This is a genomic window from Enterobacter sp. KB-221C9 (assembly GCF_041320715.1).
In the GTDB taxonomy this organism is placed as follows: domain Bacteria; phylum Pseudomonadota; class Gammaproteobacteria; order Enterobacterales; family Enterobacteriaceae; genus Enterobacter; species Enterobacter asburiae_D.
Window position 1 is genome coordinate 407,703 of the sequence record NZ_JBGIWG010000001.1, and the last position, 24,499, is coordinate 432,201.

22 protein-coding genes are annotated in these 24,499 nt (G+C 59.3%); 9 read left to right on the forward strand and 13 right to left on the reverse strand.

Going from position 1 to position 24,499, the window contains the following annotated elements:
• Positions 1 to 15 precede the first annotated feature (15 nt).
• The 5 genes from AB8846_RS02000 to selO all read left to right on the forward strand — a co-directional run bounded on the left by AB8846_RS02000 (position 16) and on the right by selO (position 4,375).
• On the forward strand, positions 16 to 567 hold the full coding sequence (locus AB8846_RS02000) for a glutathione peroxidase (protein WP_370731883.1): 552 nt from the start codon (positions 16 to 18) through the stop codon (positions 565 to 567).
• Positions 567 to 1,322 (forward strand): vitamin B12 ABC transporter ATP-binding protein BtuD, encoded by a 756-nt coding sequence (gene btuD / locus AB8846_RS02005; RefSeq protein ID WP_370731884.1) that lies wholly within the window; start codon positions 567 to 569, stop codon positions 1,320 to 1,322. Before AB8846_RS02000 ends, btuD begins: the two co-directional genes overlap by 1 nt.
• 74 nt (positions 1,323 to 1,396) lie before the next feature.
• Positions 1,397 to 1,861 (forward strand): C40 family peptidase, encoded by a 465-nt coding sequence (locus AB8846_RS02010; protein ID WP_023335377.1) that lies wholly within the window; start codon positions 1,397 to 1,399, stop codon positions 1,859 to 1,861.
• A 293-nt stretch (positions 1,862 to 2,154) separates the two neighbouring features.
• On the forward strand, positions 2,155 to 2,871 hold the full coding sequence (locus AB8846_RS02015; protein WP_370731885.1) for an EAL domain-containing protein: 717 nt from the start codon (positions 2,155 to 2,157) through the stop codon (positions 2,869 to 2,871).
• A 61-nt stretch (positions 2,872 to 2,932) separates the two neighbouring features.
• Entirely contained in the window at positions 2,933 to 4,375 is a 1,443-nt protein-coding gene (selO, locus tag AB8846_RS02020) for a protein adenylyltransferase SelO (RefSeq protein ID WP_370731886.1), read from the forward strand.
• A gap of 43 nt (positions 4,376 to 4,418) precedes the next feature.
• Here selO and AB8846_RS02025 read toward each other — a convergent pair whose 3' ends face one another.
• The 5 genes from AB8846_RS02025 to AB8846_RS02045 are packed head-to-tail and all read right to left on the reverse strand — an operon-like array spanning position 4,419 to position 9,193.
• Positions 4,419 to 5,189 carry a 3-hydroxybutyrate dehydrogenase gene (locus tag AB8846_RS02025; protein ID WP_370731887.1) on the reverse strand — a complete coding sequence of 257 codons (771 nt, stop codon included), beginning with the start codon at positions 5,187 to 5,189 and terminating at the stop codon, positions 4,419 to 4,421.
• A gap of 10 nt (positions 5,190 to 5,199) precedes the next feature.
• Positions 5,200 to 6,591, reverse strand: coding sequence for a GntP family permease (locus AB8846_RS02030; protein WP_370731888.1), 1,392 nt, complete (start codon positions 6,589 to 6,591; stop codon positions 5,200 to 5,202).
• Positions 6,592 to 6,635: 44 nt separating this feature from the next.
• Positions 6,636 to 7,817, reverse strand: a complete 1,182-nt coding sequence (locus AB8846_RS02035; protein WP_370731889.1) for an acetyl-CoA C-acetyltransferase — start codon at positions 7,815 to 7,817, stop codon at positions 6,636 to 6,638.
• A 9-nt stretch (positions 7,818 to 7,826) separates the two neighbouring features.
• A complete protein-coding gene (locus tag AB8846_RS02040; RefSeq protein WP_213328525.1) occupies positions 7,827 to 8,483 on the reverse strand; it encodes a CoA transferase subunit B in 657 nt (218 codons plus the stop codon).
• A 2-nt stretch (positions 8,484 to 8,485) separates the two neighbouring features.
• On the reverse strand, positions 8,486 to 9,193 hold the full coding sequence (locus AB8846_RS02045; protein ID WP_370731890.1) for a CoA transferase subunit A: 708 nt from the start codon (positions 9,191 to 9,193) through the stop codon (positions 8,486 to 8,488).
• 140 nt (positions 9,194 to 9,333) lie between these two features.
• On the opposite strand from AB8846_RS02045, the gene AB8846_RS02050 reads away from it, so the two are divergent.
• A complete protein-coding gene (locus AB8846_RS02050) occupies positions 9,334 to 10,245 on the forward strand; it encodes a LysR family transcriptional regulator (protein WP_370731891.1) in 912 nt (303 codons plus the stop codon).
• On the opposite strand, the gene AB8846_RS02055 is transcribed toward AB8846_RS02050, so the two are convergent.
• From AB8846_RS02055 to ppsR, 8 genes are all read right to left on the reverse strand, one after another.
• The gene (locus tag AB8846_RS02055) at positions 10,224 to 11,003 is read right to left on the reverse strand and encodes a heme ABC transporter ATP-binding protein (protein ID WP_370731892.1); all 780 of its coding nucleotides are present in this window, start codon (positions 11,001 to 11,003) and stop codon (positions 10,224 to 10,226) included. The genes AB8846_RS02050 and AB8846_RS02055 overlap by 22 nt on opposite strands.
• The gene (locus tag AB8846_RS02060) at positions 10,996 to 11,988 is read right to left on the reverse strand and encodes a FecCD family ABC transporter permease (protein WP_370731893.1); all 993 of its coding nucleotides are present in this window, start codon (positions 11,986 to 11,988) and stop codon (positions 10,996 to 10,998) included. The genes AB8846_RS02055 and AB8846_RS02060 overlap by 8 nt, the downstream gene beginning before the upstream one ends.
• Entirely contained in the window at positions 11,988 to 12,809 is an 822-nt protein-coding gene (locus AB8846_RS02065) for a hemin ABC transporter substrate-binding protein (protein WP_370731894.1), read from the reverse strand. The genes AB8846_RS02060 and AB8846_RS02065 overlap by 1 nt, the downstream gene beginning before the upstream one ends.
• The gene (gene chuS, locus AB8846_RS02070; protein ID WP_370731895.1) at positions 12,806 to 13,834 is read right to left on the reverse strand and encodes a hematinate-forming heme oxygenase ChuS; all 1,029 of its coding nucleotides are present in this window, start codon (positions 13,832 to 13,834) and stop codon (positions 12,806 to 12,808) included. Before chuS ends, AB8846_RS02065 begins: the two co-directional genes overlap by 4 nt.
• A 35-nt stretch (positions 13,835 to 13,869) precedes the next feature.
• A complete protein-coding gene (locus tag AB8846_RS02075) occupies positions 13,870 to 15,852 on the reverse strand; it encodes a TonB-dependent hemoglobin/transferrin/lactoferrin family receptor (protein ID WP_370731896.1) in 1,983 nt (660 codons plus the stop codon).
• A 77-nt stretch (positions 15,853 to 15,929) separates the two neighbouring features.
• On the reverse strand, positions 15,930 to 16,112 hold the full coding sequence (hemP, locus tag AB8846_RS02080; protein ID WP_032638304.1) for a hemin uptake protein HemP: 183 nt from the start codon (positions 16,110 to 16,112) through the stop codon (positions 15,930 to 15,932).
• A gap of 209 nt (positions 16,113 to 16,321) precedes the next feature.
• On the reverse strand, positions 16,322 to 17,368 hold the full coding sequence (aroH, locus tag AB8846_RS02085; RefSeq protein WP_370731897.1) for a 3-deoxy-7-phosphoheptulonate synthase AroH: 1,047 nt from the start codon (positions 17,366 to 17,368) through the stop codon (positions 16,322 to 16,324).
• A 152-nt stretch (positions 17,369 to 17,520) separates the two neighbouring features.
• Entirely contained in the window at positions 17,521 to 18,354 is an 834-nt protein-coding gene (ppsR, locus tag AB8846_RS02090; protein ID WP_063142920.1) for a posphoenolpyruvate synthetase regulatory kinase/phosphorylase PpsR, read from the reverse strand.
• Between the two features lie 335 nt (positions 18,355 to 18,689).
• Here ppsR and ppsA point away from each other — a divergent pair, with 335 nt between their 5' ends.
• From ppsA to AB8846_RS02105, 3 genes are all read left to right on the forward strand, one after another.
• Positions 18,690 to 21,068, forward strand: a complete 2,379-nt coding sequence (gene ppsA / locus AB8846_RS02095) for a phosphoenolpyruvate synthase (RefSeq protein ID WP_370731898.1) — start codon at positions 18,690 to 18,692, stop codon at positions 21,066 to 21,068.
• Positions 21,069 to 21,301: 233 nt separating this feature from the next.
• A complete protein-coding gene (locus tag AB8846_RS02100) occupies positions 21,302 to 22,702 on the forward strand; it encodes an MFS transporter (RefSeq protein ID WP_370731899.1) in 1,401 nt (466 codons plus the stop codon).
• Positions 22,703 to 22,705: 3 nt separating this feature from the next.
• Positions 22,706 to 24,499: glycoside hydrolase family 3 protein (locus AB8846_RS02105; RefSeq protein ID WP_370731900.1), on the forward strand; the 1,794-nt coding region annotated here is incomplete at its 3' end.

The following is a 24,499-nucleotide window of genomic DNA, read 5'->3' on the forward strand; positions in this document are numbered from 1 at the left end:
ACCTGAGGGAATGCTATGCAGTCAGAAATCCTGAATACCGAAGTGACCACCATTGACGGCGAGAAAACCACGCTGGAAGGCTACAAAGGCAACGTGTTGCTTATCGTCAACGTGGCATCCAAATGTGGCCTGACGCCGCAGTACGAGCAGCTGGAAAACATTCAACAGGCCTGGGAGAAAGACGGCTTCACCGTGCTGGGCTTCCCGTGCAACCAGTTCCTCGGCCAGGAGCCGGGCAGCGAAGAGGAGATTAAAACCTTCTGCAGCACCACCTATGGCGTGACGTTCCCGATGTTCAGCAAAATTGATGTCAACGGTGACGATCGCCATCCGCTTTATGCAAAGCTGATCGCTGCCGCGCCGAAGGCCGTTGCGCCGGAAGGAAGCGGTTTTTATGAGCGCATGGCCAGCAAAGGCCGCGCGCCGCTTTACCCGGACGACATCCTGTGGAATTTTGAGAAGTTCCTGATTGGTCGCGACGGCCAGGTGGTTCAGCGCTTTTCGCCGGATATGACCCCTGAGGATCCGATCGTCATGGAATCGATCAAGCTGGCGCTGGCGAAATAATGTCGTTGCTGATGCAGCTCACGGACGTTGCCGAGAAGGGACGTCTGGAGCCGATAACCGGTACCGTCAATGCGGGCGAAATCCTGCATCTCGTCGGGCCAAACGGTGCGGGGAAGAGCACGCTGCTGGCACGGATGGCAGGCATGACCGACGGAGAAGGGCAGATAACGCTGCTGGAGCATACGCTCGCCGACTGGTCGCCGGTCTCGCTGGCGCATCGGCGCAGCTACCTCGTGCAGCAGCAGATGCCGCCCTTTGCGATGCCGGTCTGGCACTATCTGATGCTGCATTTGCACGACAAACAACAAACGTCACTGCTGACGGACGTGGCCGCGGCTCTGGGGCTGGAAGATAAACTGTCCCGGCACGCCAGCCAGCTTTCCGGCGGAGAGTGGCAGCGGGTGCGCCTGGCGGCCGTCATCCTTCAGATCCACCCGGCCGGCAATCCTCACGGGCGGATGCTGCTTCTCGATGAGCCCATGAGCGGTCTGGACGTGGCGCAGCAGGCGGCACTGGATACGCTGTTAAGCGCCCTGAGCCGAAAAGGCATCGCCGTGGTGATGAGCAGTCATGACCTCAACCACACCCTGCGTCATGCCCATCGGGTGTGGCTGCTGTCGAAGGGAAAGATGATCGCCAGCGGTGCGCGTGATCGGGTTCTTACGCCGCCCCATCTTGCCCGCGCGTACAACATGTCGTTCCGCAGGCTGGATATAGAGGGACATAAGATGCTGATTTCTACCGGGCAGTCGTAACCGTTTCTTGCCTCTTAGCACAATTGCACGCTAAATTACGAAAAGAACAAAAAAAGCAGAGGATTCGTCTGAAAATGCGATTCTGGTTTCTCCTGATGGCCACACTCTTTCTTGCGGGATGCAGTAGCCATCGTGCGCCGCCGCCTAACCCACGGCTTTCAGATTCGATCACCGTCATTGCCAGCCTTAACGATCAGCTGAGCAACTGGCGCGGCACGCCTTATCGCTACGGCGGAATGAGCCGCGGCGGGGTTGATTGCTCCGGCTTCGTTCTGATGACGTTTCGCGATAAGTTTGATTTACAGCTTCCGCGCGAAACGCGCAAACAGGCAGAAATTGGCACTGAAATTGATAAAGACGATCTTCTGCCCGGCGACCTGGTTTTCTTCAAAACCGGATCGGGTGAAAGCGGTCTTCATGTGGGAATATATGATACAGACAATCAGTTCATTCACGCCTCGACCAGCCGCGGCGTGATGCGCTCTTCTCTTGATAATGTTTACTGGCGTAAAAATTTCTGGCAGGCACGACGTATATAGCCTTTGTCGGATACTCCTCTTATGACGGCATGGTAGTAATAAATCATGCCGTTTTTTCTCAAATAAGATGCTTAAAGTTAAATTTGCCTAAAATTAGCGAATCCTGCATGTGTCTGTTTTATCTAAAACTGGCTATTATTCTGCAACCAGGATAAAATTATTTTAGATTCAGGGATAAATCTGAAAATTAATACGGAACTAATGAAATTAATCTTATTAAAATCAAGACAGTGGAATTGTGTCGGCAATTGCTCCAGGATGTCCTCTCTCATCTTTAATGCGGGGCGAGTGCAATGATTATTACGCTAGATAATGCTTACCAGTCTGAACTGCTGCTTTTACCTGCCCGTAATAGCGCGGGTGAGCTTAAAGGTTTAGAAATTCTGGTTAACTTTACTGGCGTCGGCAGCGATGTGCGGATCCCCACTGAGCTTGTTATCCCTCGGCTTTCAGCGGCTGAAGAGTTAGCGCTGTTTAACGAAAAACTGCAATTGCTTGATACCTGTAAACTGTTTTTTATTCAGCATCAGTTAATTGCATGGATCAATATTACACCTGCAATAGTTGAGTTTTTATTAAGTAATGGAAACGCTGTTTCAATCCTTGAGCGTTATCCGTTTCTTGAGTTTACTGTTAATGAGAACTATCCAGGTTTAAATAACGGGAAGGACGATCTGCTGCTGGCGAGAATGGCGATCCATTTCCCGTTGGTCCTGGCAAACTTTGGCGCAGGCGCTGCATCGCTCAAAGCGGTCTATGATGGATTATTTAAGCGAGTCATCCTTGATAAAGGCTTCATTCAGCAGCGTGCCCCGGAACTCTCTTTTGAGCCATTTATGCGCGCCATCCTCTGGCAAATCACGCCGCACTGCCAGTCAGTGATCGTCTCAGGCATTGACGACCACGGCCTGTTGCAACGCGTTTTGTCCTTCAATTTTGGCGCAATGCAGGGGGCACTCTGGCCAGCCGTCTCTGCAGAACACGTCACTACGCTGGTTCAGCAGCGATAACCCTTTCTTTCGCCCGTGTTTAAGTGCCGGTAAACCCTCTACACTAAAAGCAGGAGGACCTATGACCCTGTCTTTTACTGCTCACTGGCATGACGAGTTGCCTGGCTTTTACACCGCACTCAAACCAACACCGTTACAAAATTCACGCCTTATCTGGCATAACGATTTGCTGGCAGAAGAGCTGGCCATTCCGCCTGAGCTCTTTCAGCATTCAGAGGGCGCAGGCGTCTGGGGCGGTGAAAGGCTTCTCGCCGGTATGCAACCTCTGGCTCAGGTCTATAGCGGACATCAGTTTGGCGTCTGGGCGGGGCAGCTGGGCGACGGCAGGGGCATCCTGCTCGGTGAACAACAGCTTCCCAACGGGGAGACGGTTGACTGGCACCTGAAAGGCGCAGGCCTTACTCCCTATTCGCGAATGGGCGACGGGCGTGCGGTACTGCGTTCAACTATTCGCGAGAGCCTGGGGTCAGAAGCGATGCATGCCCTGGGTATCCCCACCACCCGCGCGCTGTCGATTGTTACCAGCGATACGCCGGTTGCGCGCGAAACGATGGAAAAAGGGGCAATGCTGATGCGCATTGCGCAAAGCCATTTGCGCTTCGGCCATTTCGAGCACTTTTACTATCGCCGCGAGCCTGACAAGGTTCGCCAGCTTGCGGACTTTGCCATTCGTCACCACTGGGCGCATTTGCAGGACGAGGCGGATAAATACGTTCTCTGGTTCAGGGATGTGGTTGCCCGTACCGCAGCCCTGATTGCCCGCTGGCAAACGGTAGGCTTTGCCCATGGCGTTATGAATACGGACAACATGTCGATCCTCGGGCTGACCTTTGATTACGGTCCGTTTGGTTTCCTGGACGATTACCAGCCCGGCTATATCTGCAACCATTCCGACTATCAGGGACGTTACAGCTTTGACAATCAGCCGGCGGTCGGCCTGTGGAACCTGCAGCGGCTTGCGCAAACCCTGTCGCCGTTTATTGACGTTGATGCCCTCAACGATGCGCTCGACAGCTATCAGGACATTTTGCTGCGGGAATATGGCACGCTGATGCGCAACAAGCTGGGGCTGGTGACGCAGGAGAGGGGCGATAACGACATCCTCAATGGCCTGTTTGCCCTGATGGCGCGTGAGGGCAGCGATTATACCCGTACCTTCCGGATGCTGGGCCAGACGGAGCAGCACAGCGCGGCCTCGCCGCTGCGCGACGAGTTTATTGACAGGCAGGCGTTTGACGACTGGTTTGCGCAGTACCGCTCGCGGCTGCAGCAGGAGCAGCTGGATGACGCTGTCCGCCAGACGCAGATGAACGCGACGAATCCCGCGATGGTGTTGCGCAACTGGCTGGCGCAGCGGGCGATTGAGCAGGCAGAGCAGGGGGAATACGACGAGCTACACCGTTTGCATCTGGCGCTGCGCGCGCCGTTTGCCGACCGGGATGATGACTACGTCAGCCGCCCGCCTGACTGGGGCAAGCGGCTGGAGGTCAGCTGCTCAAGCTAACCCTGTTTGCCGGGTGGCGGCTTCGCTTCACCCGGCCTGGACATCACTGCGCAACCCATCCGCCATCCATATTCCACGCGGCGCCGCGAACGCTCACGGCGCTGTCGCTGCACAAAAACAGCGCCAGTTCACCCAGCTGCTCAGGGGTGACAAACTCCCCCGAAGGCTGTTTCTCTGCAAGGAGCAGATCGCGCGCCTGCTCCGGCGGCACGCCCTCAGCGATACGCTTATCGATTTGCTGTTGCACCAGCGGCGTCAGTACCCAGCCTGGGCAGATGGTATTGGCGGTAACACCGGTGCGGGCGGTTTCCAGCGCTAGCGATTTCGTAAAGCCCACTACGCCATGCTTGGCGGCCACGTAGGCTGACTTCTCTTTTGACGCGACCAGCCCGTGAACGGAGGCGATATTGATGATGCGCCCCCAGTTTTTCTCGCGCATGGCGGGGAGCGCCAGCCGGCTGGTGTGAAATACCGAAGAGAGATTAATGGCGATAATGTCGTTCCATTTCTCCACCGGAAACGCGTCAACCGGGGCGACATGCTGTATCCCGGCGTTGTTGACAAGAATGTCCACGCCGCCAAACTGCGATTCGGCGTAGCGCATCATGGCTTCAATTTGCAGCACGTCACGCAGGTCTGCATCGTGATAGCCCGGCGTTTTGCCCAGTTGCGCAATCTCTCCTCTTGCTGATCCGCTGTCGCCGAAACCGTTGAGGATCAGCTGCGCCCCGGCCTTCGCCAGTACGCGGGCGATCCCCAGCCCAATGCCGCTGGTCGAGCCTGTCACCAGTGCGGTCTTACCGTTCAGATTCATCTTTCTCTCCTTACACAATGCCGGTCAGATAGAACACGGCAATGACAAAAAGCACTGCCAGACTTTTAATGATGGTGATAGCAAAAATGCCGCCGTAGGCCTGACGATGGCTCAGGCCGGTAATCGCCAGCAGGGTAATCACCGCGCCGTTATGGGGCAGCGTATCCATCCCCCCGCTCGCCATTGAGGCCACGCGGTGCAGCACCTCAAGCGGGATATTGGTTGCGTGGGCGGCGGCGACAAACGAGTCGGACATGGCGGCGAGCGCAATACTCATCCCGCCGGACGCCGAGCCGGTGATCCCCGCAAGCACCGTCACGCTGATGGCCTCATTCAGCAGCGGATTAGGGATGGCCGCCAGCGCTTTGGATAACACCAGGAACCCGGGCAGGGCGGCGATAACCGCGCCAAAACCGTATTCCGAGGCGGTATTCATCGCCGCCAGAATAGCACCGCTCACCGCGGTCCGGCTGCCTTCAGCCAGACGACCCCGGATATTGCGAAAGCCAAAAATCAGCACCAGCACGATACCGGAGATCAGCGCCGCTTCCACGGCCCAGATGGCGGTGATCTTGCCCACCTCGGTCACAATCGGTTTCGCCAGTCCTGGCAGAGTAAGCTCGTGTGTCGTGCCGTACCAGCCTGGGATCCAGCGGGTAAACAGCAGGTTCAGTATGCCCACCACCAGCAGCGGGGAGATAGCAATCAGCGGATGCGGAAGGTTAATGTTATCCGGCGTTTCGGGCTCATTTTTCAGATCCGTGCCGTAGCCTTCGTTGTTATTGAACGCCTTACGACGCTGGCGCTCCAGCCAGAGCAGGCCAAAGACGATAATAAACAGAGAGCCGATAAGCCCCAGCCACGGCGCGGCCCAGGCGTTCGTACCAAAGAAGCTGGTGGGGATGATATTCTGGATCTGCGGCGTGCCGGGCAGGGCGTCCATGGTAAACGAGAATGCCCCCAGCGCCACGGTGGCCGGGATCAGCCGCTTGGGGATGCCGCTCTGGCGGAACAGCTCCGCGGCGAAAGGGTAAACCGCAAACGCCACCACGAACAGCGACACGCCGCCGTAGGTTAACAACGCACACACCAGGACAATCACCGGAATGGCGTGGCGACGACCGAGGATCTGAATCGCGGCGGCGACGATGGAGCGTGAGAAACCGGAAAGCTCAATCAGCTTGCCAAAAACGGCTCCCAGCAGGAACACCGGGAAGTAGAGCTTGACGAAGCCCACCATCTTTTCCATAAACAGGCCGGTAAACGTCGGGCCGACGGCACCCGGATCGGTCAGCAGCACGGCGCCGAGCGCCGCAATCGGCGCAAACAAAATAACGCTGTATCCGCGATAGGCCGCCAGCATCAGCAGCGCCAGCGCCGCCAGGGCAATTAACACACTCATTACGACTCCTCACTTTAATTATTATTCGGGTACCAACGAGATGCTTAACGCTCGACGGTGAGAGCAATGCCTTGCCCGCCGCCTACGCACAGGGTGACGAGCCCTTTTTTAACGTCACGGCGCTGCATTTCGTACAGCAGCGTCACGAGGATGCGGCAGCCGGAGGCGCCAATCGGATGACCCAGGGCGATAGCGCCGCCGTTAACGTTCACCTTGCGTTCATCCCAGCCGAGCTGCTTGCCCACCGCCAGCGCCTGGACGGCAAAGGCCTCATTGGCTTCAATGAGGTCCACGTCATCCAGCGTCCAGCCCGCCCGCGACAGTGCCGTCCGGCAGGCGCTGACCGGTCCGATACCCATCACCGACGGGTCAACGCCCGTCACGGCGTAGCTCACGATGCGACCGAGAATGGGCAAACCGCTCTCCCGCGCTTTTTCGCCGCTCATCAGCAGCACCGCAGCGGCACCGTCGTTGAGCGTGGACGCATTTCCGGCCGTGACCGTGCCTTCCTCCTGCAAAAAGGCGGGGCGCAGCTGCGCCAGCTGCTCAGCGGTGGTGCCTGGCCGGGGCTGTTCGTCACGGCTGACGATAAGCGGCGGTTTTTTACCCTGCTGCACCGTCACCGGCGCAATCTCGTCGTCAAAGCGACCCGCTTCGATGGCGGAGGCCGCTTTGTGCTGCGACCGGGCGGCAAATGCGTCCTGCTGCGCGCGGGAAATGTCATTCTCACGGGCGACGTTTTCAGCGGTGATCCCCATGTGGTAATCGTTGAATGCGTCCCACAGACCGTCGGTAATCATGCTGTCCTGCAGGCCCGTATGGCCAAAACGCAGCCCTGAACGCGCGCCGTCCAGCAGATAGGGGGCGCTGCTCATGCTCTCCTGACCGCCAGCGATCGCCACATCCGCGTCGCCGCAGCGGATCGCCTGCGCGGCGAGCTGCACCGCTTTTAGGCCCGCGCCGCACACCAGGTTGACCGTTGTCGCCGGTGTGCTGACGGGCAATCCGGCGGTGATGGCCGTCTGGCGCGCAGGGTTTTGCCCGCACCCGGCCGTCAGAACCTGTCCGAAAATCAGTTCATCTACCTGTTCTGCGCTAAGACCGCTGTTCTCCAGCAGGTGCCGCACCGCGGCGGCCCCCAGCTCAACCGCCGAAAGGGACGATAGCGATCCGCGAAAACTGCCAATGGGGGTTCGGGTTGCCCCGACAATCATGACCTCTTTCATCGTGAGTCCTCAGTTGAAGCGCATCTCGCGAACGTCGTCCGCCACGGTCATTTTCCCGGCCGTCTTAGCCGCAATTTCGTCGATGCTGACGCCGGGGGCGTATTCGCGCAGGATGAATGCGCCGTTCTCGATCTCAAGCAACGCGAGGTCGGTTAAGACCCGACGGATACAGCCCGCGCCCGTGAGCGGCAGCGTGCAGCGCGGCAGCAGCTTTGACTCACCGCTTTTCGAGGCGTGGGTCATCACCACAATGATGTTCTGCGCCCCGGCGACGAGATCCATCGCGCCGCCCATGCCCTTCACCATCTTTCCGGGGATCATCCACGAGGCGATATTGCCCTCGACGTCCACTTCAAACGCGCCCAGCACGGTCAGGTCGACATGACCGCCGCGGATCATGGCAAACGACTGGGCCGAGTCGAAAATGGCCGCGCCGGTGCGCGCGGTCACGGTCTGTTTACCGGCGTTGATCATGTCGGCGTCAAGGCTCTGCTCGTCAGGAAAAGCCCCCATCCCCAGCAGCCCGTTTTCCGACTGGAGCATCACGTCCATCCCGTCCGGAATGTAGTTCGCCACCAGGGTAGGGATGCCGATCCCCAGGTTGACGTAGTAACCGTCGCGCAGCTCGCGGGCGACGCGCATGGCCATCTGTTCACGGGTTAACATCGTCACACTCCTTCCGCGCGCAGCGTGCGCTGTTCAATGCGTTTTTCAAACTGGCCGACAATCAGCCTGTCGACGTAAATTCCCGGGGTATGAATGGTCGATGGGGGCAGCTCGCCCGGAGGAACGATCTCTTCCACCTCGACGACCGTTATCCGGCCCGCCGTTGCCATCAGCGGATTAAAATTTTGCGCGGTATGCCGATAGACAACGTTGCCGTACCAGTCCGCTTTCCAGCCCTTAATGAGCGCAAAATCACCGGTAATGGCCTCTTCAAGGATGTAGTGCTTCCCCGCAAACTGGCGCACGTCTTTGCCGACAGCCACGGGCGTGCCGTAGCCGGTGGCCGTGTAAAATGCCGGAATGCCCGCGCCGCCCGCGCGCACCTTTTCCGCCAGCGTGCCCTGAGGCGTGAGTTCAATCTCCAGTTCGCCGCTCAGCACCTGCCGCTCGAACAGCGCGTTCTCGCCGACGTAAGAGGCCACCACTTTGCGAACCTGACGCGTTTCGAGCAGTAGCCCGAGACCGAAACCGTCCACGCCGCAGTTGTTTGATACCACCGTCAGATCTTTCACCTGACGGCGTCTGACCTCTGCAATCAGGTTCTCCGGAATACCGCACAGGCCAAAGCCGCCCGCCAGCAGGGTCATCCCGTCCGTCAGCCCATCCAGCGCCTGCGCATAGCTGCCGACGCGCTTATCCAGTCCCGCCATAGTCATCCCTCCCGTTAACCGTGCCGGTATCATTAGGGGCGGCGACTCATTTGTTAATTTTGAATTTGTGACCCACTCATTTGGTTTTTTTATTAATTTCCTGTTAACTAAATTTTTTCAATTAGTTAACAGGATGAAAAATGAGAATGAGTGTCAAACAGTTACGCGCGTTTTTAGCGGTAGCTCACACTCTGAATTTCGCGCACGCCAGCGAACGGCTGAATCTTTCCCAGCCGGCCCTGAGCCTGACCATTAAAGCGCTGGAGGACACGCTCGGCGGACCGCTGCTGCAGCGGAGTACGCGCAAGGTCGCGCTGACGCAGGAGGGAGAGACGTTTTTGCCCATGGCGCGCCAGCTGCTTGCCGACTGGGATAACGTCGAAGAGGCGATGCACCAGTGCTTTACCCTGCAGCGCGGTAAAATCTCGGTCGCCGCCATGCCGTCGTTTGCTGCGAATGTGCTGCCCGAGGTGCTAAAAGCGTTTCGCGATCGTCATGCCGGGGTCAACGTCACCGTGCATGACGTTATTAACGAGCAGGTGATCGAGATGGTGCGCGAAGGGCGGGTCGAGATGGGCATCGCCTTTGAGCCCGCGCCGACGCACAACCTGCTGTTTACCCCGCTGGGCCTCGACAGGTTTGTGGCCATTGTGCCGAAAGACTCCTCGCTGGCGGGCAAAAAGCGCCTGACCTGGGAAGAGCTGCTGACGCTGGATTTCATCACCCTGCAGCGCCCCTCTGCGGTGCGTCTGATGATGGAAGAGGAGCTGGCGCGAAGCGGCAGAAAGCTGGACGTCGCGCTGGAAAGTCATCAGCTGGTGACGGTCGGGAGAATGGTCGCGAGTGGCCTCGGCGGCAGCGCCGTCCCGGCGCTGTGCGAGACGCAGATGGCGTCGCTGGGCGCGGTCTGTATTCCGCTGGACAGCCCGCCCATTGAAAAGTGTATCGGGGTGATTCATCCAGGGCACACGCAGCTCTCTAAGGCGGCGCATGCTCTGCTGGAAACCCTGAAAGATTTTTACCAGCCCGATCAGGGGGCGAGAAACACCTGAGGCGCGGCGTGAGCCGGATGCCTGCCGACGATAACCTGCGCGCCGTACCAGCGCGCCAGCGCGTCGGCCTGCAAAACGGTTTCCGGTTCTCCCTGGGACACGATTGTGCCGCCATGCAGCAGCAGGATGCGGTCCGCCCACAGCGCAGCCAGATTAAGGTCGTGCAGTACCGCGCAAACGTGCAGATGCCCCCGACGGGTCAGGGACTTCAGCAGGCGCAGCAGATGCTGCTGGTGATAGAGATCCAGCGCAGACGTGGGCTCATCAAGGAACAGCCAGCCGCGCGGCGCGCCGTCGCACCAGAGCTGAGCCAGCGCGCGGGCGAGCTGGATGCGCTGCTGCTCGCCGCCGGAGAGTGCGGCAAAGTGCCTGCCCGCCAGCGGTAAACAGCTGGTGACGGCCATGACCTCCTCAATAACCGACGCTTCAGGCGTGCGGGTCCAGGGCGCTCGCCCCATACCGACGACCGCCTCAACCGGCCAGTCAAATCCGAGCTGCGTGTTCTGGCGCATTACCGCCCGGTAGCGGGAGAGCCTGTCCGGCTGCCAGGCCGCAAGCGGTGTGCCCGCCAGGCTGCACCGTCCGCCCGCAGGTTTAAGGTAGCCGGTCAGCAGCCGCAACAGCGTTGATTTCCCGGCGCCGTTGGGGCCAATCAGCGCCACCAGCTCGCCCTGAGATAAGGTCAGCGACACGTCGTTAATCAGCGTGCGTTGTCCGGCGCGAAAAACAAGGTTTTCTGCACAGTAGCGTTCAGCCATGCGCACCTCCGCGACGAAAGATAAGCCACAGAAACCACGGCGCGCCGAGAAGGCTGGTCAATAAGCCGACCGGCATTTCCGCCGGGGCGACCAGGCTGCGCGCCAGCGTATCGGCAACCAGCAGGAGCAACGCGCCGGCCAGCACTGAGCCGGGGAGCACGGCCCGGTGGTCGGCTCCCAGCCACATTCGCACCAGGTGCGGCACCACCAGGCCGACGAAGCCGATCACGCCGCTGACCGCAACGGCGGCGGCCACCAGCAGGGCGCTGCACAGCAGCAGGATCCGCTGCACGGCGGCAACCTCCACGCCGAGGTAGTGCGCCTCTTCGTCGCCCAGCTGCAGCAGGTTGAGGGCGCCTGCCAGACGCCAGATAGCCAGCGCGGTGGGGACCATCAGCGACGCGACTGCCAGCAGGGTTGGCCACTGCGCCTGGCCGAGGCTGCCCATTCCCCAGAGCGAAAGCTGGCGAAGCTGGGCATCATTGCTGAGCCATGACAGCACCCCGACGGCCGCGCCGCACAGGGCGTTGATGGCAATTCCCACCAGCAGCAGGCGCGACAGGGAAGCGTCATGCTGTCGGCTGAGCAGGAAAATCACGAAGGTGGCGGCCAGCGCGCCGAGAAACGCCGCCAGCATCGGGGCGTACAGCATCACCAGTGCAGGCAGCGAGAGCGGAAGCACCACCCACAGCGCAACGGCGAGCGCCGCGCCGCTGCTGATGCCGAGCAGTCCCGGGTCCGCCAGCGGATTGCGAAATAGCCCCTGCATCACGCAGCCCGCCAGCGCCAGTGAACCGCCGATCGCCAGCGCCAGCAGCACGCGAGGCAGGCGGATCGTTAGCCAGATCTGACGCAGCGCCTCGTCGCTGCCGTTCCACAGCAGGCTGACCGGCAGGCGTAATGCCCCAACCCCGGTCGCTGCGAGCGTCATGATGGTCAGGATCGCGGTGAGCATCCATAACGATAAGGTTATCCGCCGGGACATCAGGGCAGCTGTTCCGCTTTGGCACGCAGCTGCTGGATGGCTTCCGGCGTTCGCACGCTGAAGCCCAGCAGCGCCATATCGTCAATCGCCAGCACCTGCTTATTCCGTCCCGCCGGGGTTTGCGCCAGGCCGGGCAGCGTCCACAGATTCGCTTCACCGCCCAGGGCGCTGAGACCGTCCTGAGAAATCACCACCAGATCGGGTCGGCTGGCGATCGTGCCTTCCTGAGACAGCGGCTGATAGCGGGTGAACCCCTGCATCGCGTTCTGCAGCCCCGCCGCACGAATGGCAGCATCCGCGCCGGTCTGTTGTCCGGCGGCCATGGCGGTCATCCCGCCGTGGTTGAGAATAAACAGCACCCGCTTGTTGAGCGGTGACGCGGGCAGTGCCGACAGCGCCTGGCGCAGCGTGCTGCGCAGGACCTCCCCCTCGGCCTCGCGGTGCGTCGCTTCAGCGACGATCCGCACCTTTTCGTCAATGACGTTCAGGTCGTTACCGGCAGGAACAGCGATCACCCTGACGTGGCTTTGCTCAACCTGCTTTAGCGCCAGAGACGGCTGCGCCTGAGCGCTGGCCAGCACCAGCGTGGGGCGCATGGATAAGATCCCTTCCGCATTGAGCTGGCGCAGATAGCCCACGTCAGGCAGCGAATTCGCCGCCTGCGGCCACTGGCTGGTGCTGTCGCGCGCCACCAGCGAGGACGCCGCGCCGAGAGCGTAGACAATCTCGGTGACGTCGCCGCCGAGCGTGACGATTTTCTCCTGCGGCGCTGCAAAAGCCAGCAGGGGCAGGGCGCTGAGCAGGGCAAGCCACCGCTTCATGCGGCCAGCCCTTTCGCCGTTAAGGCGTCAATCTGGCTGCGCCACTGGCTCTGCTCCGGTTCGCCTTCCGTACGCTGGCCGTACAGCTGGGCGATTTGGGTTCCATCGGCGGCAAACAGCTCCAGGCTGGTGACATGCCCGTCAGCCGTCGGCTTGCGCGTGACCCACGTTTCCGCAATGGATCCTTCAAGCAGATGCAGGGTAAAGGTTGGGTTAAAGACGTTCAGCCAGCCTTTCATCGGCACCAGCTTTTCCACCGCGCCGGTGAAGATCTGCACGCAGCCGCGGTTGCCGACGAAGACCATGATTTCGTTACCGTCCCGGCGCGCCGTCTCCAGGAGCTGCGCCAGCGCGGTGTTTTCTACCCGGCAGGCCAGATCGTCACCCACCAGGCGAAACGCCTGCTGGCGGCTGAGGTTATGGCGCTTGAGCAGGCTGAAGAACTGATGAACGTCGGTCATGGCGCGCCACTCTTTGTCCACACGCGCGGCATCCGCATTTTCAGCGTGAGCCGGGGCATCGGCCATCCTCAACGCCAGCGGCGGGTTGTCGGCAAAGATAAAGCGGGTCAGCACGTCGCCCCAGGCGGAAACGTCGGTGTTGTCCGTGGCGTAGACCTTCAGCAGGGCATCGCCCTGGTGGTCGAAGAACTGGATGCTCTGCCGCTCGCCGCGGGCGGTGGCTTCACTGATGTGAAACGCGCTCGCCCACTGGTTGAGGAACAGGCGCAGATCCAGCGCGCGCGGGTTCAGCACCAGCCCGGCGTGGCCGTTCAGGTGCTGGTTGGTGAAGTTCCCCACCTGTTCGTGAACGGCGTATTCGTTGCGGCAGATACATTTGGTTTCGCCCACCGCCTCCAGCGCGGCCAGGATCTCGCGGATTTCACCGCGCAGTCGCCAGGCGTCGTGGCCCACGCGGGCAAAGGTCAGCTCTGCTTCACTGATGTTCATTAACCCCGCGACGTCGCGCGCGTACTTACCCGGGTTGGCTTCTTTTAGCTCAAGCCAGCGCGTGTAGTGATTCATTGTCTCTTCCTTCTGAATAGTTGCCCCGAAGGGAATTACCACTGATAGCTTACGAAAATCTTGCCGTTACGACCGTCCTGCGGAATGCCCTGAGGTGACCAGTAGGCTTTGTCGAAAGCGTTGCCCAGCACCAGCGTGGTGGTCACGCCTTTCAGCTTCTCCTGGCCTTTATAGCTGACGTAGAAGTCGTTGACCGCATAGCCCGGCTGCTTGCTGTAGCTGCTGCTGATATGCGTTGAGCGATCGACAAAGGTGCCAATCCAGCCGACGGAAAAACCGCTTTGCGCCACCGGAACGTCCAGCTTGCTGGTGACGGTATCCGGGTTGATGCTGGAGATGTACTCGCCCGTGTCGGTGTCTTTCCCGCGCGTGCGGTTATAGGCCAGGTCGAGGTTGAAGAGGTCGGCCGAGTATTTCGCCATCATGTCCCAGCCCCAGATTTTGGCGTTCGGGACGTTATAGGACATGGTGGTCGCCGCCGCAAAATCGACGGTGGTGGAGATATAGTCTTTGGCTTTGGTGTCGAAATAGCTGGCTTTAAACTCCAGCGCATCGTTGGCAAGCATCAGATCGTCAAAGCGCAGGCCAAAACCAAACTCCTGCGTTTCGTTGGTTTCCGGGCGCAGGTTCGGGTTTGGCACCCAGTAGTTGGTATAGAAGCGGCCAATGGAGAAGTGTTTGGCGTCGTTATACATCTCGCCCATGGTCGGCGCGCGGAAGGCCTGCGCGTAAGAGCCAAACAGCATCAGCCAGTCGGTCGGGCTGACGGTTAACCCGGCGCGGGATGACCACTTATCGGCATCCACATCATCGTAGCCGTGGCTGCTGCCGCGGTAGTTGTCATAGCGCGTGCCGCCCAGCAGGGTAACAGGCAGATCGCGCAGGGTGATCTCATCCTGCAGCCAGCCGGAGCTGAAGTCGATTTTCGCGTCCGGGAAGCCGGTGGTTGCCCCGCCCGGATGTTGCTCCTGACGATAGTATTCCCCGCCGTAGGTCAGGAGGTGTGCTGCAAAGGTGTCGGTGAACAGGCGGGTGCGGTTTTCTACCTTGCCGCCTTTGGTGGTCTGCTTGCGAAACTCACCGCTGCCGTCGATGTTCTGGGCATTAATGCGCGCTTCGGACCAGTAGACCTTCGCGTCGGCGTCCAGCCCGTCGTACCCTTCCGGTGCAATGTGGTAGCCAACCTGCGCATCGCGCTGGATGGTGGAGCGGTCGGTCATCGGGTTACTGCTGTCCGCCCCGGTGGTTTGCGGGTTTTTCGGCTCCTGAGCGGCGTTGTTGTAGTAGCGCAGGGAGCCGCTCAGGGTCTGGGCCGGGTCGATTTTCCAGCTGCCTTTCGCCAGCATGTTGTTGATGGATTCGTCGTTAGGCGCGGTTGCACCGTCGCTCTGGCGGATATCACCGCGATCCCGGCTGGACCAGGAGACCAGACCGTCCAGCGTATCGGTGCGGCCGTAGGCGCTGGCCCCCATCCCGAGGCTGCGATCGCCCGTCGCGCCCGTTCCAAACACGCGGTAGCCGCTGTTTTTACCCGGCTCGAGCAGATCGTTGGCATCGGCGGTGTCATAGGAAATCACGCCGCCCAGCGCGCCGCTGCCGTACAGCAGGGCCGACGGGCCGCGCACCACCTCGATACGTTTGATTAGCGCGGGATCGAGGAAGGTGCTGTTCAGGTGGCCGGTATCGGTTCCCTGGCGCACGCCGTCAACCAGCACCAGCACGCCGCGACGGTCATAGCCGCGCAGGTTTACGTCCTGCCCGTTGGTGCGCCCGGTACCGTCCAGCGTCAGGCCGGGGACGTTACGCAGCAGGTCGGCCGCCGAGCTGGCGGTCTGTTTCTCCGGCGCGCTGGCGTCAATCACGCTCACCATCATGGGCGCTTCAAAGGCGCTGCGGGCGTTGCCCGTGGCGGTGACGGTAATGTCGTCTGCGGCGGCGAACGCGACGCTCGGCAGGGTACTGGCAATCGTCAGCGCCAGAAGTGACGGACGTAAAGATGCGGAAGGCAGGTGTGGCATAGCAACTCTCCATAAGAAGTGAAAAGCGCTGGCTGCCTGGGTATCACCTGGGTGGCTGGCGTATTTTTAGGTGTTGTTTATTTTGTGAGGATCAGTTTTCCGGCATGGGTCTGGCGCAGAAGATAGCGCTGTCCGTCATGCTCGATAATGACCCGTCCCTCATCGCCGAGGAGGGTTTTGCTGTCAATCCGACGCTCGGCGGGGGCTGGCGCTGTGTGTGTTTTTGCTGGCGTTGCCGCGCTGTTATCCGTACGTGACATAATGTTTATAAATAGCAATCAATGTAACAATGATAATCATTATCAATAAACTGCAAATTGACGGCAAGCGTTTTTGTGAAAAAAGGGTGAGGGGATCAAATTTGGGGGTGAGGTGCGGTCTGATGCCCTCACCCCGACCCTCTCCCACAGGGAGAGGGAGAAGGGCAAGAACCGTAGGCCGGGTAAGCGCAGCGCCACCCGGCAGGATTTTAAAAGCGCGCGTCCACGGCTGAAGCCAGCTTCTCCAGCAGCAGTTCGCTGTCTTCCCAGCTCAGGCACGGGTCGGTGATCGACTGGCCGTAAACCATCTGCTGTCCGGCAACGATTTTCTGCGTGCCTTCCTTGATGAAGCTCTCGGCCATAATCCCTGCAACGGCGGTTGAACCGCTGCGGATCTGCTGACAGATCTCATCGCAGACGTCCAGCTGGCGGCGATGCTGCTTCTGGCAGTTGCCGTGGCTGAAATCGACCACCAGATGTTCCGGCAGGTCGAACTCGGCCAGCGTTTCGCAGGCCGCCGCAATATCTTGTGCATGGTAATTGGGTTTCTTCCCGCCGCGCATAATGATATGCCCGTACGGGTTGCCGCTGGTCTGGTAGATGGTCATGTGGCCGCTCTTGTCCGGCGACAGGAACATGTGGCTGGCACGGGCTGCGCGGATGGCATCCACCGCGATGCGGGTGTTGCCGTCCGTCCCGTTTTTAAAGCCGACCGGACAGGAAAGGGCGGAGGCCATCTCACGGTGGATCTGGCTTTCGGTCGTGCGCGCGCCAATCGCGCCCCAGCTGATCAGATCGGCGATAAACTGCCCGGTCACCATATCGAGAAACTCGGTCGCCGTTGGTACGCCCAGCTCGTTGACCTGTAAAAGCAGCTTCCGCGCCAGCTCGATACCGTGGTTAACGCGATAGCTGCCGTTGAGGTCTGGGTCGGAAATCAGTCCCTTCCAGCCCACCACGGTGCGCGGTTTTTCAAAGTAGGTGCGCATCACAATCTCAAGGCGATGCTGGTACTTATCCCGCAGTCCCTGAAGCCGTTTTGCATAATCCATTGCGGCATCCAGATCGTGGATGGAGCAAGGCCCAATCACCACCAGAAGACGTTTGTCTTCACCATTCAGGATTTTTTCAATGCGGCGACGGGAAGCCGTCACGTGTTCCGCGACGGCGGCGGAAACAGGGTGCCGCTGTGCCAGTTCAGCCGGCGTGACCAGGCTGTCAATGCGCGCAGTGCGGAGTTCATCGGTTTTATTCATGGAATGTCTCAGAAAATTTTTGCTTCATCGGCAGACTACCGGGAAGTGATGGCCATCACCTTAAACCAATCCCTGCTGATTTCAAGTTCGGGGCGACACCGCCCCGTTGTTGCCGATGATGATACCTGAATCTGAGCTAATGTACTAGCGTATTAGTACATTCGGCGATTAAGCCCCATGATGTCGAGAATTTTGGTGGCAATCTCTTCAACCGAATAGTTGGTGCTGTTCAGCCACGGGATCTGGTTTTTGCGGTACAGCGCTTCCACTTCGGAGACCTCCATTCGGCACTGGCGCATGGAGGCGTAGCGGCTGTTCTCGCGGCGCTCTTCGCGGATGGCGGCGAGGCGTTCCGGGTTGATCGTCAGGCCGAACAGCTTGTGCTGCAGCGGCTTCAGGGCGGCGGGTAGCACCAGGTTATCCATGTCATCAGCGATAAACGGGTAGTTTGCGGCGCGAATGCCAAACTGCATCGCCAGATAGAGGCTGGTTGGGGTTTTGCCGCAGCGCGACACCCCAAGCAGGATCACCTGCGCCTGGTCGAGATTACGCAGAGAGATACCGTCGTCGTGGGCAAGGGTGTAGTCAATGGCGGCGATACGCGCGTCGTACTTAATCAGGTTGCCGGGGTTAAGCCCGTGGGTACGGTGGGCGATAGGGGTCGGGTCGAGCTTCAACTCGCTCTGGAGCGGAGCCACCAGCGCCTGCACGATATCCTGGCAGAAGCCTTCACTTTGCAGAATGATGGCGCGAATCTCGGGGATCACGATAGAGTAGAACACCAGCGGGCGGACGCCGGTCTGCTGGTAGATGGCGTCAATCTGGTCCTTCACCGCTTTGGCGCGGCTCTCGTTTTCGACAAACGGTAGCGTGATGCTGTTAATCGAAACGGGAAACTGCGACATCACCGCGTGGCCCAGCACCTCGGCGGTGATCGCCGTACCATCAGAAATATAAAAAACGTGGCGATCGACAGCACTATCCATTTTACTCACCCTGAATATCAGACCTAATTGTCTGAAAGCATAAATTAAAAAAGTAAATTACACAGCAAAGAACTTGTCCTAATTATAAATGAAACGATGTTTTTGATTTTCCTGAAAAGTGGATTTCATTTTTCAAATAGCGACTTTATTTTTGGGGTTTCTGGCTGAATATATAGGAATCATCGGGTTATTGGCTGGTGGGAAAGTATCCGAAAAGTTGAAATTTTAAATTGCTTACACGATTCACCGTTTTTTTAGCGGAAATAATTATGCCAGTATAAATACGTAGTCAGGTGTTACTTACTCCGATCAAATATCACAAAAGGATTGTTTCGATGTCCAACAATGGCTCGTCACCGCTGGTGCTTTGGTATAACCAACTCGGCATGAATGATGTAGACAGAGTTGGGGGCAAAAATGCCTCCCTGGGTGAAATGATTACAAATCTGTCGGGTATGGGTGTCTCCGTACCGAACGGGTTTGCCACGACCGCCGATGCGTTTAACCTGTTTTTAGACCAGAGCGGTGTAAACCAGCGCATTTACGACCTGCTGGATAAAACGGATATTGATGACGTTACCGAGCTTGCCAAAGCCGGGGCGCAGATCCGCCAGTGGATCATCGACACACCTTTCCAGCCGGAACTGGAAAAAGCCATTCACGACGCGTACAACCAGCTCTCTGCTGACGATGCGCAGGCCTCCTTTGCCGTGCGTTCCTCTGCAACTGCAGAAGATATGCCGGACGCCTCGTTTGCCGGACAGCAGGAAACCTTCCTGAACGTCCAGGGTTACGATGCGGTGCTGGTGGCGGTGAAGCACGTGTTTGCTTCCCTGTTCAACGACCGCGCCATCTCCTATCGCGTGCACCAGGGCTACGACCATCGCGGCGTGGCGCTCTCCGCTGGCGTGCAGCGCATGGTGCGCTCTGACGTGGGCTCATCCGGCGTGATGTTCTCCATTGATACCGAATCCGGCTTCGACCAGGTGGTGTTTATCACCTCCGCGTGGGGTCTGGGTGAGATGGTGGTGCAGGGCGCGGTAAACCCTGACGAATTCTACGTCCACAAGCCTACGCTGGCCGCTGGCCGCCCGGCGGTGGTGCGCCGCACCATGGGCTCGAAAAAAATCCGCATGATCTATGCCCCGACCCAGGAGCATGGCAAGCAGGTTAAAATTGAAGATGTCCCGCAGGAGCAGCGCGACCGCTTCTCCCTGACCGACGCCGAAGTGCAGGAACTGGCGAAGCAGGCGGTACAGATCGAAAAACACTACGGCCGTCCGATGGACATCGAATGGGCGAAAGACGGGAACACCGGTAAGCTGTTTATCGTGCAGGCGCGTCCGGAAACCGTCCGCTCACGCGGTCAGGTGATGGAGCGTTATACGCTGCACGCGCAGGGCAAAATCGTGGCGGAAGGCCGTGCCATCGGTCACCGTATCGGTGCCGGTCCGGTCAAAGTGATCCACGACATCAGCGAGATGAACCGTATTGAGCCAGGCGACGTGCTGGTGACCGACATGACCGACCCGGACTGGGAACCGATCATGAAGAAAGCGGCGGCTATCGTCACTAACCGCGGCGGTCGTACCTGTCACGCGGCGATCATTGCCCGCGAGCTGGGTATCCCTGCGGTTGTCGGCTGCGGTGACGCCACCGAGCGCATGAACGACGGGCAGAACGTGACCGTCTCCTGTGCCGAAGGCGATACCGGCTACGTGTACGCCGATATTCTCGACTTCAGCGTGAAGAGCTCCAGCGTAGACACCATGCCGGACCTGCCGCTGAAGATCATGATGAACGTCGGTAACCCGGACCGCGCGTTTGACTTCGCCTGCCTGCCGAACGAAGGCGTTGGCCTGGCGCGTCTGGAATTTATCATCAACCGTATGATTGGCGTTCACCCGCGCGCGCTGCTGGAGTTTGACGATCAGGATCCGAAGCTGCAGAACGAAATCCGCGAGATGATGAAAGGCTACGACTCGCCGAAAGAGTTCTACGTCGGCCGTCTGACCGAAGGGATCGCGACGCTGGGCGCCGCCTTCTATCCGAAACGCGTGATCGTGCGTCTGTCTGACTTTAAGTCTAACGAATACGCCAACCTGGTAGGCGGCGAGCGCTACGAGCCTGAAGAAGAGAACCCGATGCTGGGCTTCCGCGGGGCCGGACGTTACGTTGCCGACAGCTTCCGCGACTGCTTCGCGCTGGAGTGCGACGCGGTGAAACGCGTGCGCAACGACATGGGGCTGACCAACGTCGAAATCATGATCCCGTTCGTGCGTACCGTGGATCAGGCGAAAGCCGTGGTGGACGAGCTGGCGCGTCAGGGCCTGAAGCGCGGCGAGAACGGGCTGAAGATCATCATGATGTGCGAAATCCCGTCCAACGCCCTGCTGGCCGAGCAGTTCCTGGAGCACTTCGACGGCTTCTCTATCGGGTCGAACGACATGACGCAGCTGACGCTGGGCCTGGACCGCGACTCCGGCGTGGTTTCCGAGCTGTTCGACGAGCGCAACGAAGCGGTGAAAGCGCTGCTCTCCATGTCCATCCGCGCGGCGAAGAAGCAGGGTAAATACGTCGGGATCTGCGGTCAGGGTCCGTCCGACCATGAAGACTTTGCCGCATGGCTGATGGAAGAGGGGATTGATAGCCTCTCCCTGAACCCGGACACCGTGGTGCAAACCTGGCTGAGCCTGGCGGAACTGAACAAGTAACGTCACGCTGACCCGAAAAGGCGAGGATATTATTCCTCGCCTTTTTTATTTCATTTCTTATTTGCTCCCCATCACAAATAAAACAAAAAACCAAATATCATAATTTGTCTGTTAATTTAGACAATTGTTAGCGCGCAAAGCGTTGCTAATACTTGAGCCTTACTGCGCATTTCCCTTAAGAAGATGCGCAACTGGTTGAAATACGTTTTAACCTGATAAAAAGGCAAATAACAATGACACTCTCCTCTGTATTGCGTACCAAAGATAAAATAGGCTATGGCTTAGGTGATATGGCCAGCGCGCTGGTCTGGCAAACGGCAACGTTATTTCTCGCTTATTTTTATACAGACGTGTTTGGGCTCCCCGCTGCGATTATGGGCACCATGTTTTTAGTGGTGCGCGCGATCGATGCGTTTGTCGACCCGTGCATTGGCGCGCTGGTCGATCGTACCCGGACGCGTCACGGCCGTTTCCGTCCCTGGCTGCTGTGGTTCGCCATCCCGTTTGGCGTGAGCTGCCTGATTACCTTCTATGTGCCGGACGCTGGGCCGACGGGGAAAATCGTTTATGCCTGCGTGACCTACGCGATTTTAAGCCTGATTTACTCCGCGATTAACGTGCCTTACTGCGCCATGCCCGGCGCGCTGACGCTGGATCCGCGCGAGCGCCACTCTCTGCAGTCGTGGCGCTTTGGCCTGTCGTTTATCGGCGGGCTGATTGTGACGGTTATCGCCCTGCCGCTGGTCTCATTGTTAGGCCAGGGCAACGTGCAGAAAGGCTATTTCTATGCCATGAGCCTGATGGGGCTGCTGGGAATTGTGCTGTTCTTCTGCTGTTTCCTGATGACCCGCGAGCGTTATTCTCCGCGCAATGATACCTCCGGCTCCATGGTCACCGATTTAAAACTGCTGGCCGCGAACAGCCAGTGGCGGATTGTGTTTCTGTTTAATATTTTGCTGTTAACGGCGGTGGTGACGCGTGGTTCCGCCACCCTGTATTACGTGAACTACGTGCTGTTGCGCCCGGATCTGGTTTTTGCCTTTATTGTTTCCGGCATGGTGGCCTCCTTAAGCGGCGCATTATTATCTGAACGGCTGCTGGGGAAATTTGACCGCGTACGCGCCTATCAGTGGACCATTATTTCCTTCGTGATTTTCGGCGCGCTGATTTTCTTTCTGCCGCCTTCGCAGGTGTGGCCGATCTTTGGCCTGAACATCGTCTTTAGCTTTATTCAAAACCTCACCACGCCGTTGCAGTGGACCATGTTCTCCGATGTGGTCGACTACGAGGAGCATCGCAGCGGCCGCCGCCTGGACGGGCTGGTCTTCTCCACCGCGCTGTTTGCCATCAAGTTTGGCCTGGCGCTGGGCGGGGCGGTGGTCGGCTGGGTGCTTGGCATGGTGGATTACGCCCCGGGGCAGGCAACCCAGGCGCCGAACGTTCTCTCGACCATCAGCGCGCTGTTCACCCTTATCCCGTGCGCGCTGTTCCTCTGCATGGTCGCGCTGCTTGCCATCTACAAGCTCAACAGCCGGCTGGTGGATTCCATCGCCCGGGAGTTGGCCAGCAAGCGTGAAGTCAGATCCGAAGCGGGGCAGCTTAGCCCGGCAACCCCTTCCGCACTACAGGAGTAAAACATGACAGCTATCTATAAGGACGTGGGACGTCCCGTGCACGAGCGCGTCGCCGATTTACTGGCGCGCATGACCCCAGAAGAGAAGTTCGCCCAGATGCACGCGTACTGGCTGATCCTCGATGAAAACGGTAACCACCGCGAGCGCAGCGACCTCAGCGACGAATTCGCCGGCGTGAGCGAGCAGGCGTCGCTTAGCGAACGGCTGAAGCTGGGCGTCGGGCAGATCACGCGTCCGCTGGGCACCCACATCGTTGACGCGAAAACCGGCGTGCGCGCCGCGAACCGCCTGCAGCGGATGATGATGGAAGAGACGCGTCTTGGCATCCCGGCGCTGTTCCATGAAGAGTGTCTGGTGGGGCTGCTCTGCAAAGACGCCACCCTGTTCCCGTCGTCATTGAACTACGGTTCGACCTGGGATCCGGAGCTTGTGCAGCGGGCGGCAGAGCAGATTGGCAAAGAGGCGCGCTCCGTTGGCTGCCAGCAGGGGCTTGCGCCGGTGCTGGACGTGTCCCGCGACGTGCGCTGGGGGCGTACCGAAGAGACCTTCGGGGAAGATCCCTGGCTGGTGGGCGTGATGGCAACCGCCTACGTGAAGGGCTTACAGGGCGATAAACGCGACCTGCTGGCGACCCTGAAACATTACGTGGGTCACTCGTTCAGCGAAGGGGCGCGCAACCACGCGCCGGTCCACCTGGGCTTTAGCGAGCTGAACGACACCTTCCTGCTGCCGTTTGAAATGGCGGTCAAGCTGGCAAACGCCGGTTCGGTAATGCCTGCGTATCACGATATTGATAACCAGCCGGGGCACAGCGACAGCTTCCTGCTGACCACCGTCCTGCGCGAACAGTGGGGATTCGACGGGATTATTGTGGCGGATTACGGCGGCGTCAGCCTGCTGCACCAGCATCATGGGATTTCCCACGACGCGGCCGAATCTGCCGCGCTGGCGTTCAACGCCGGGCTGGACGTTGAGCTGCCGAAAGACGACTGCGCGCGGCATCTGGCGGAAGCGGTAGAGCGCGGGCTGATCTCTATGGCGAAGGTCGATGAGATCGTGGCGCGCGTGCTGACCGAAAAATTCCGCCTGGGGCTGTTTGAAAAGCCGTACGCGGATGAAAACGGTATCGATCTGCAAAACAATTTAACCCGCCAGGTCGCGCGGGAGGTGGCGACGAAATCTATCACGCTGCTGGAAAACAACGGCATTCTGCCGCTCGGCGGTAAACCCCGCGTGGCGGTAGTGGGGCCGACGGCAGACGATCCGCTGGCGTTACTGAGCGGCTACAGCTTCCCGGTGCATTTGATCATCAGCGATATGGTGGAAGAGACCTCGCAGGTCACGACCCCGCGCGCGGCGCTGGAGCAGTATCTCGGCGCATCGAACGTCCGCTATGCCAAAGGGTGCCACATTATCGAAAAACGGATGGCGGGCGCGCCGGTCTTCCCGGGCGACAGCGGCGGCAAACCGATGCAGCAGTCGCCGGTTTCGCTGAGCACCGCACTCATCCCCGAGGCGGTAAACGCCGCGCGGGAGAGTGACGTGGTGGTCGCCTGCGTGGGCGATCTCGCCGGGCTGTTCCAGAGCGGTACCGTGGGGGAAGGTTCCGATACCGATTCCCTGAACCTGCCGGGCGTGCAGCAACAGCTGCTGGAAGCGCTGGTCGCCACCGGTAAACCGGTGATTGTGGTCATGACCGGGGGGCGTCCATACAACCTGCAGGGTCTGGAGGATAAGGTTGCGGCGCTGATCGTGGCGTGGGCGCCGGGGCAGGAAGGGGGCTGGGCGATTGCGGAC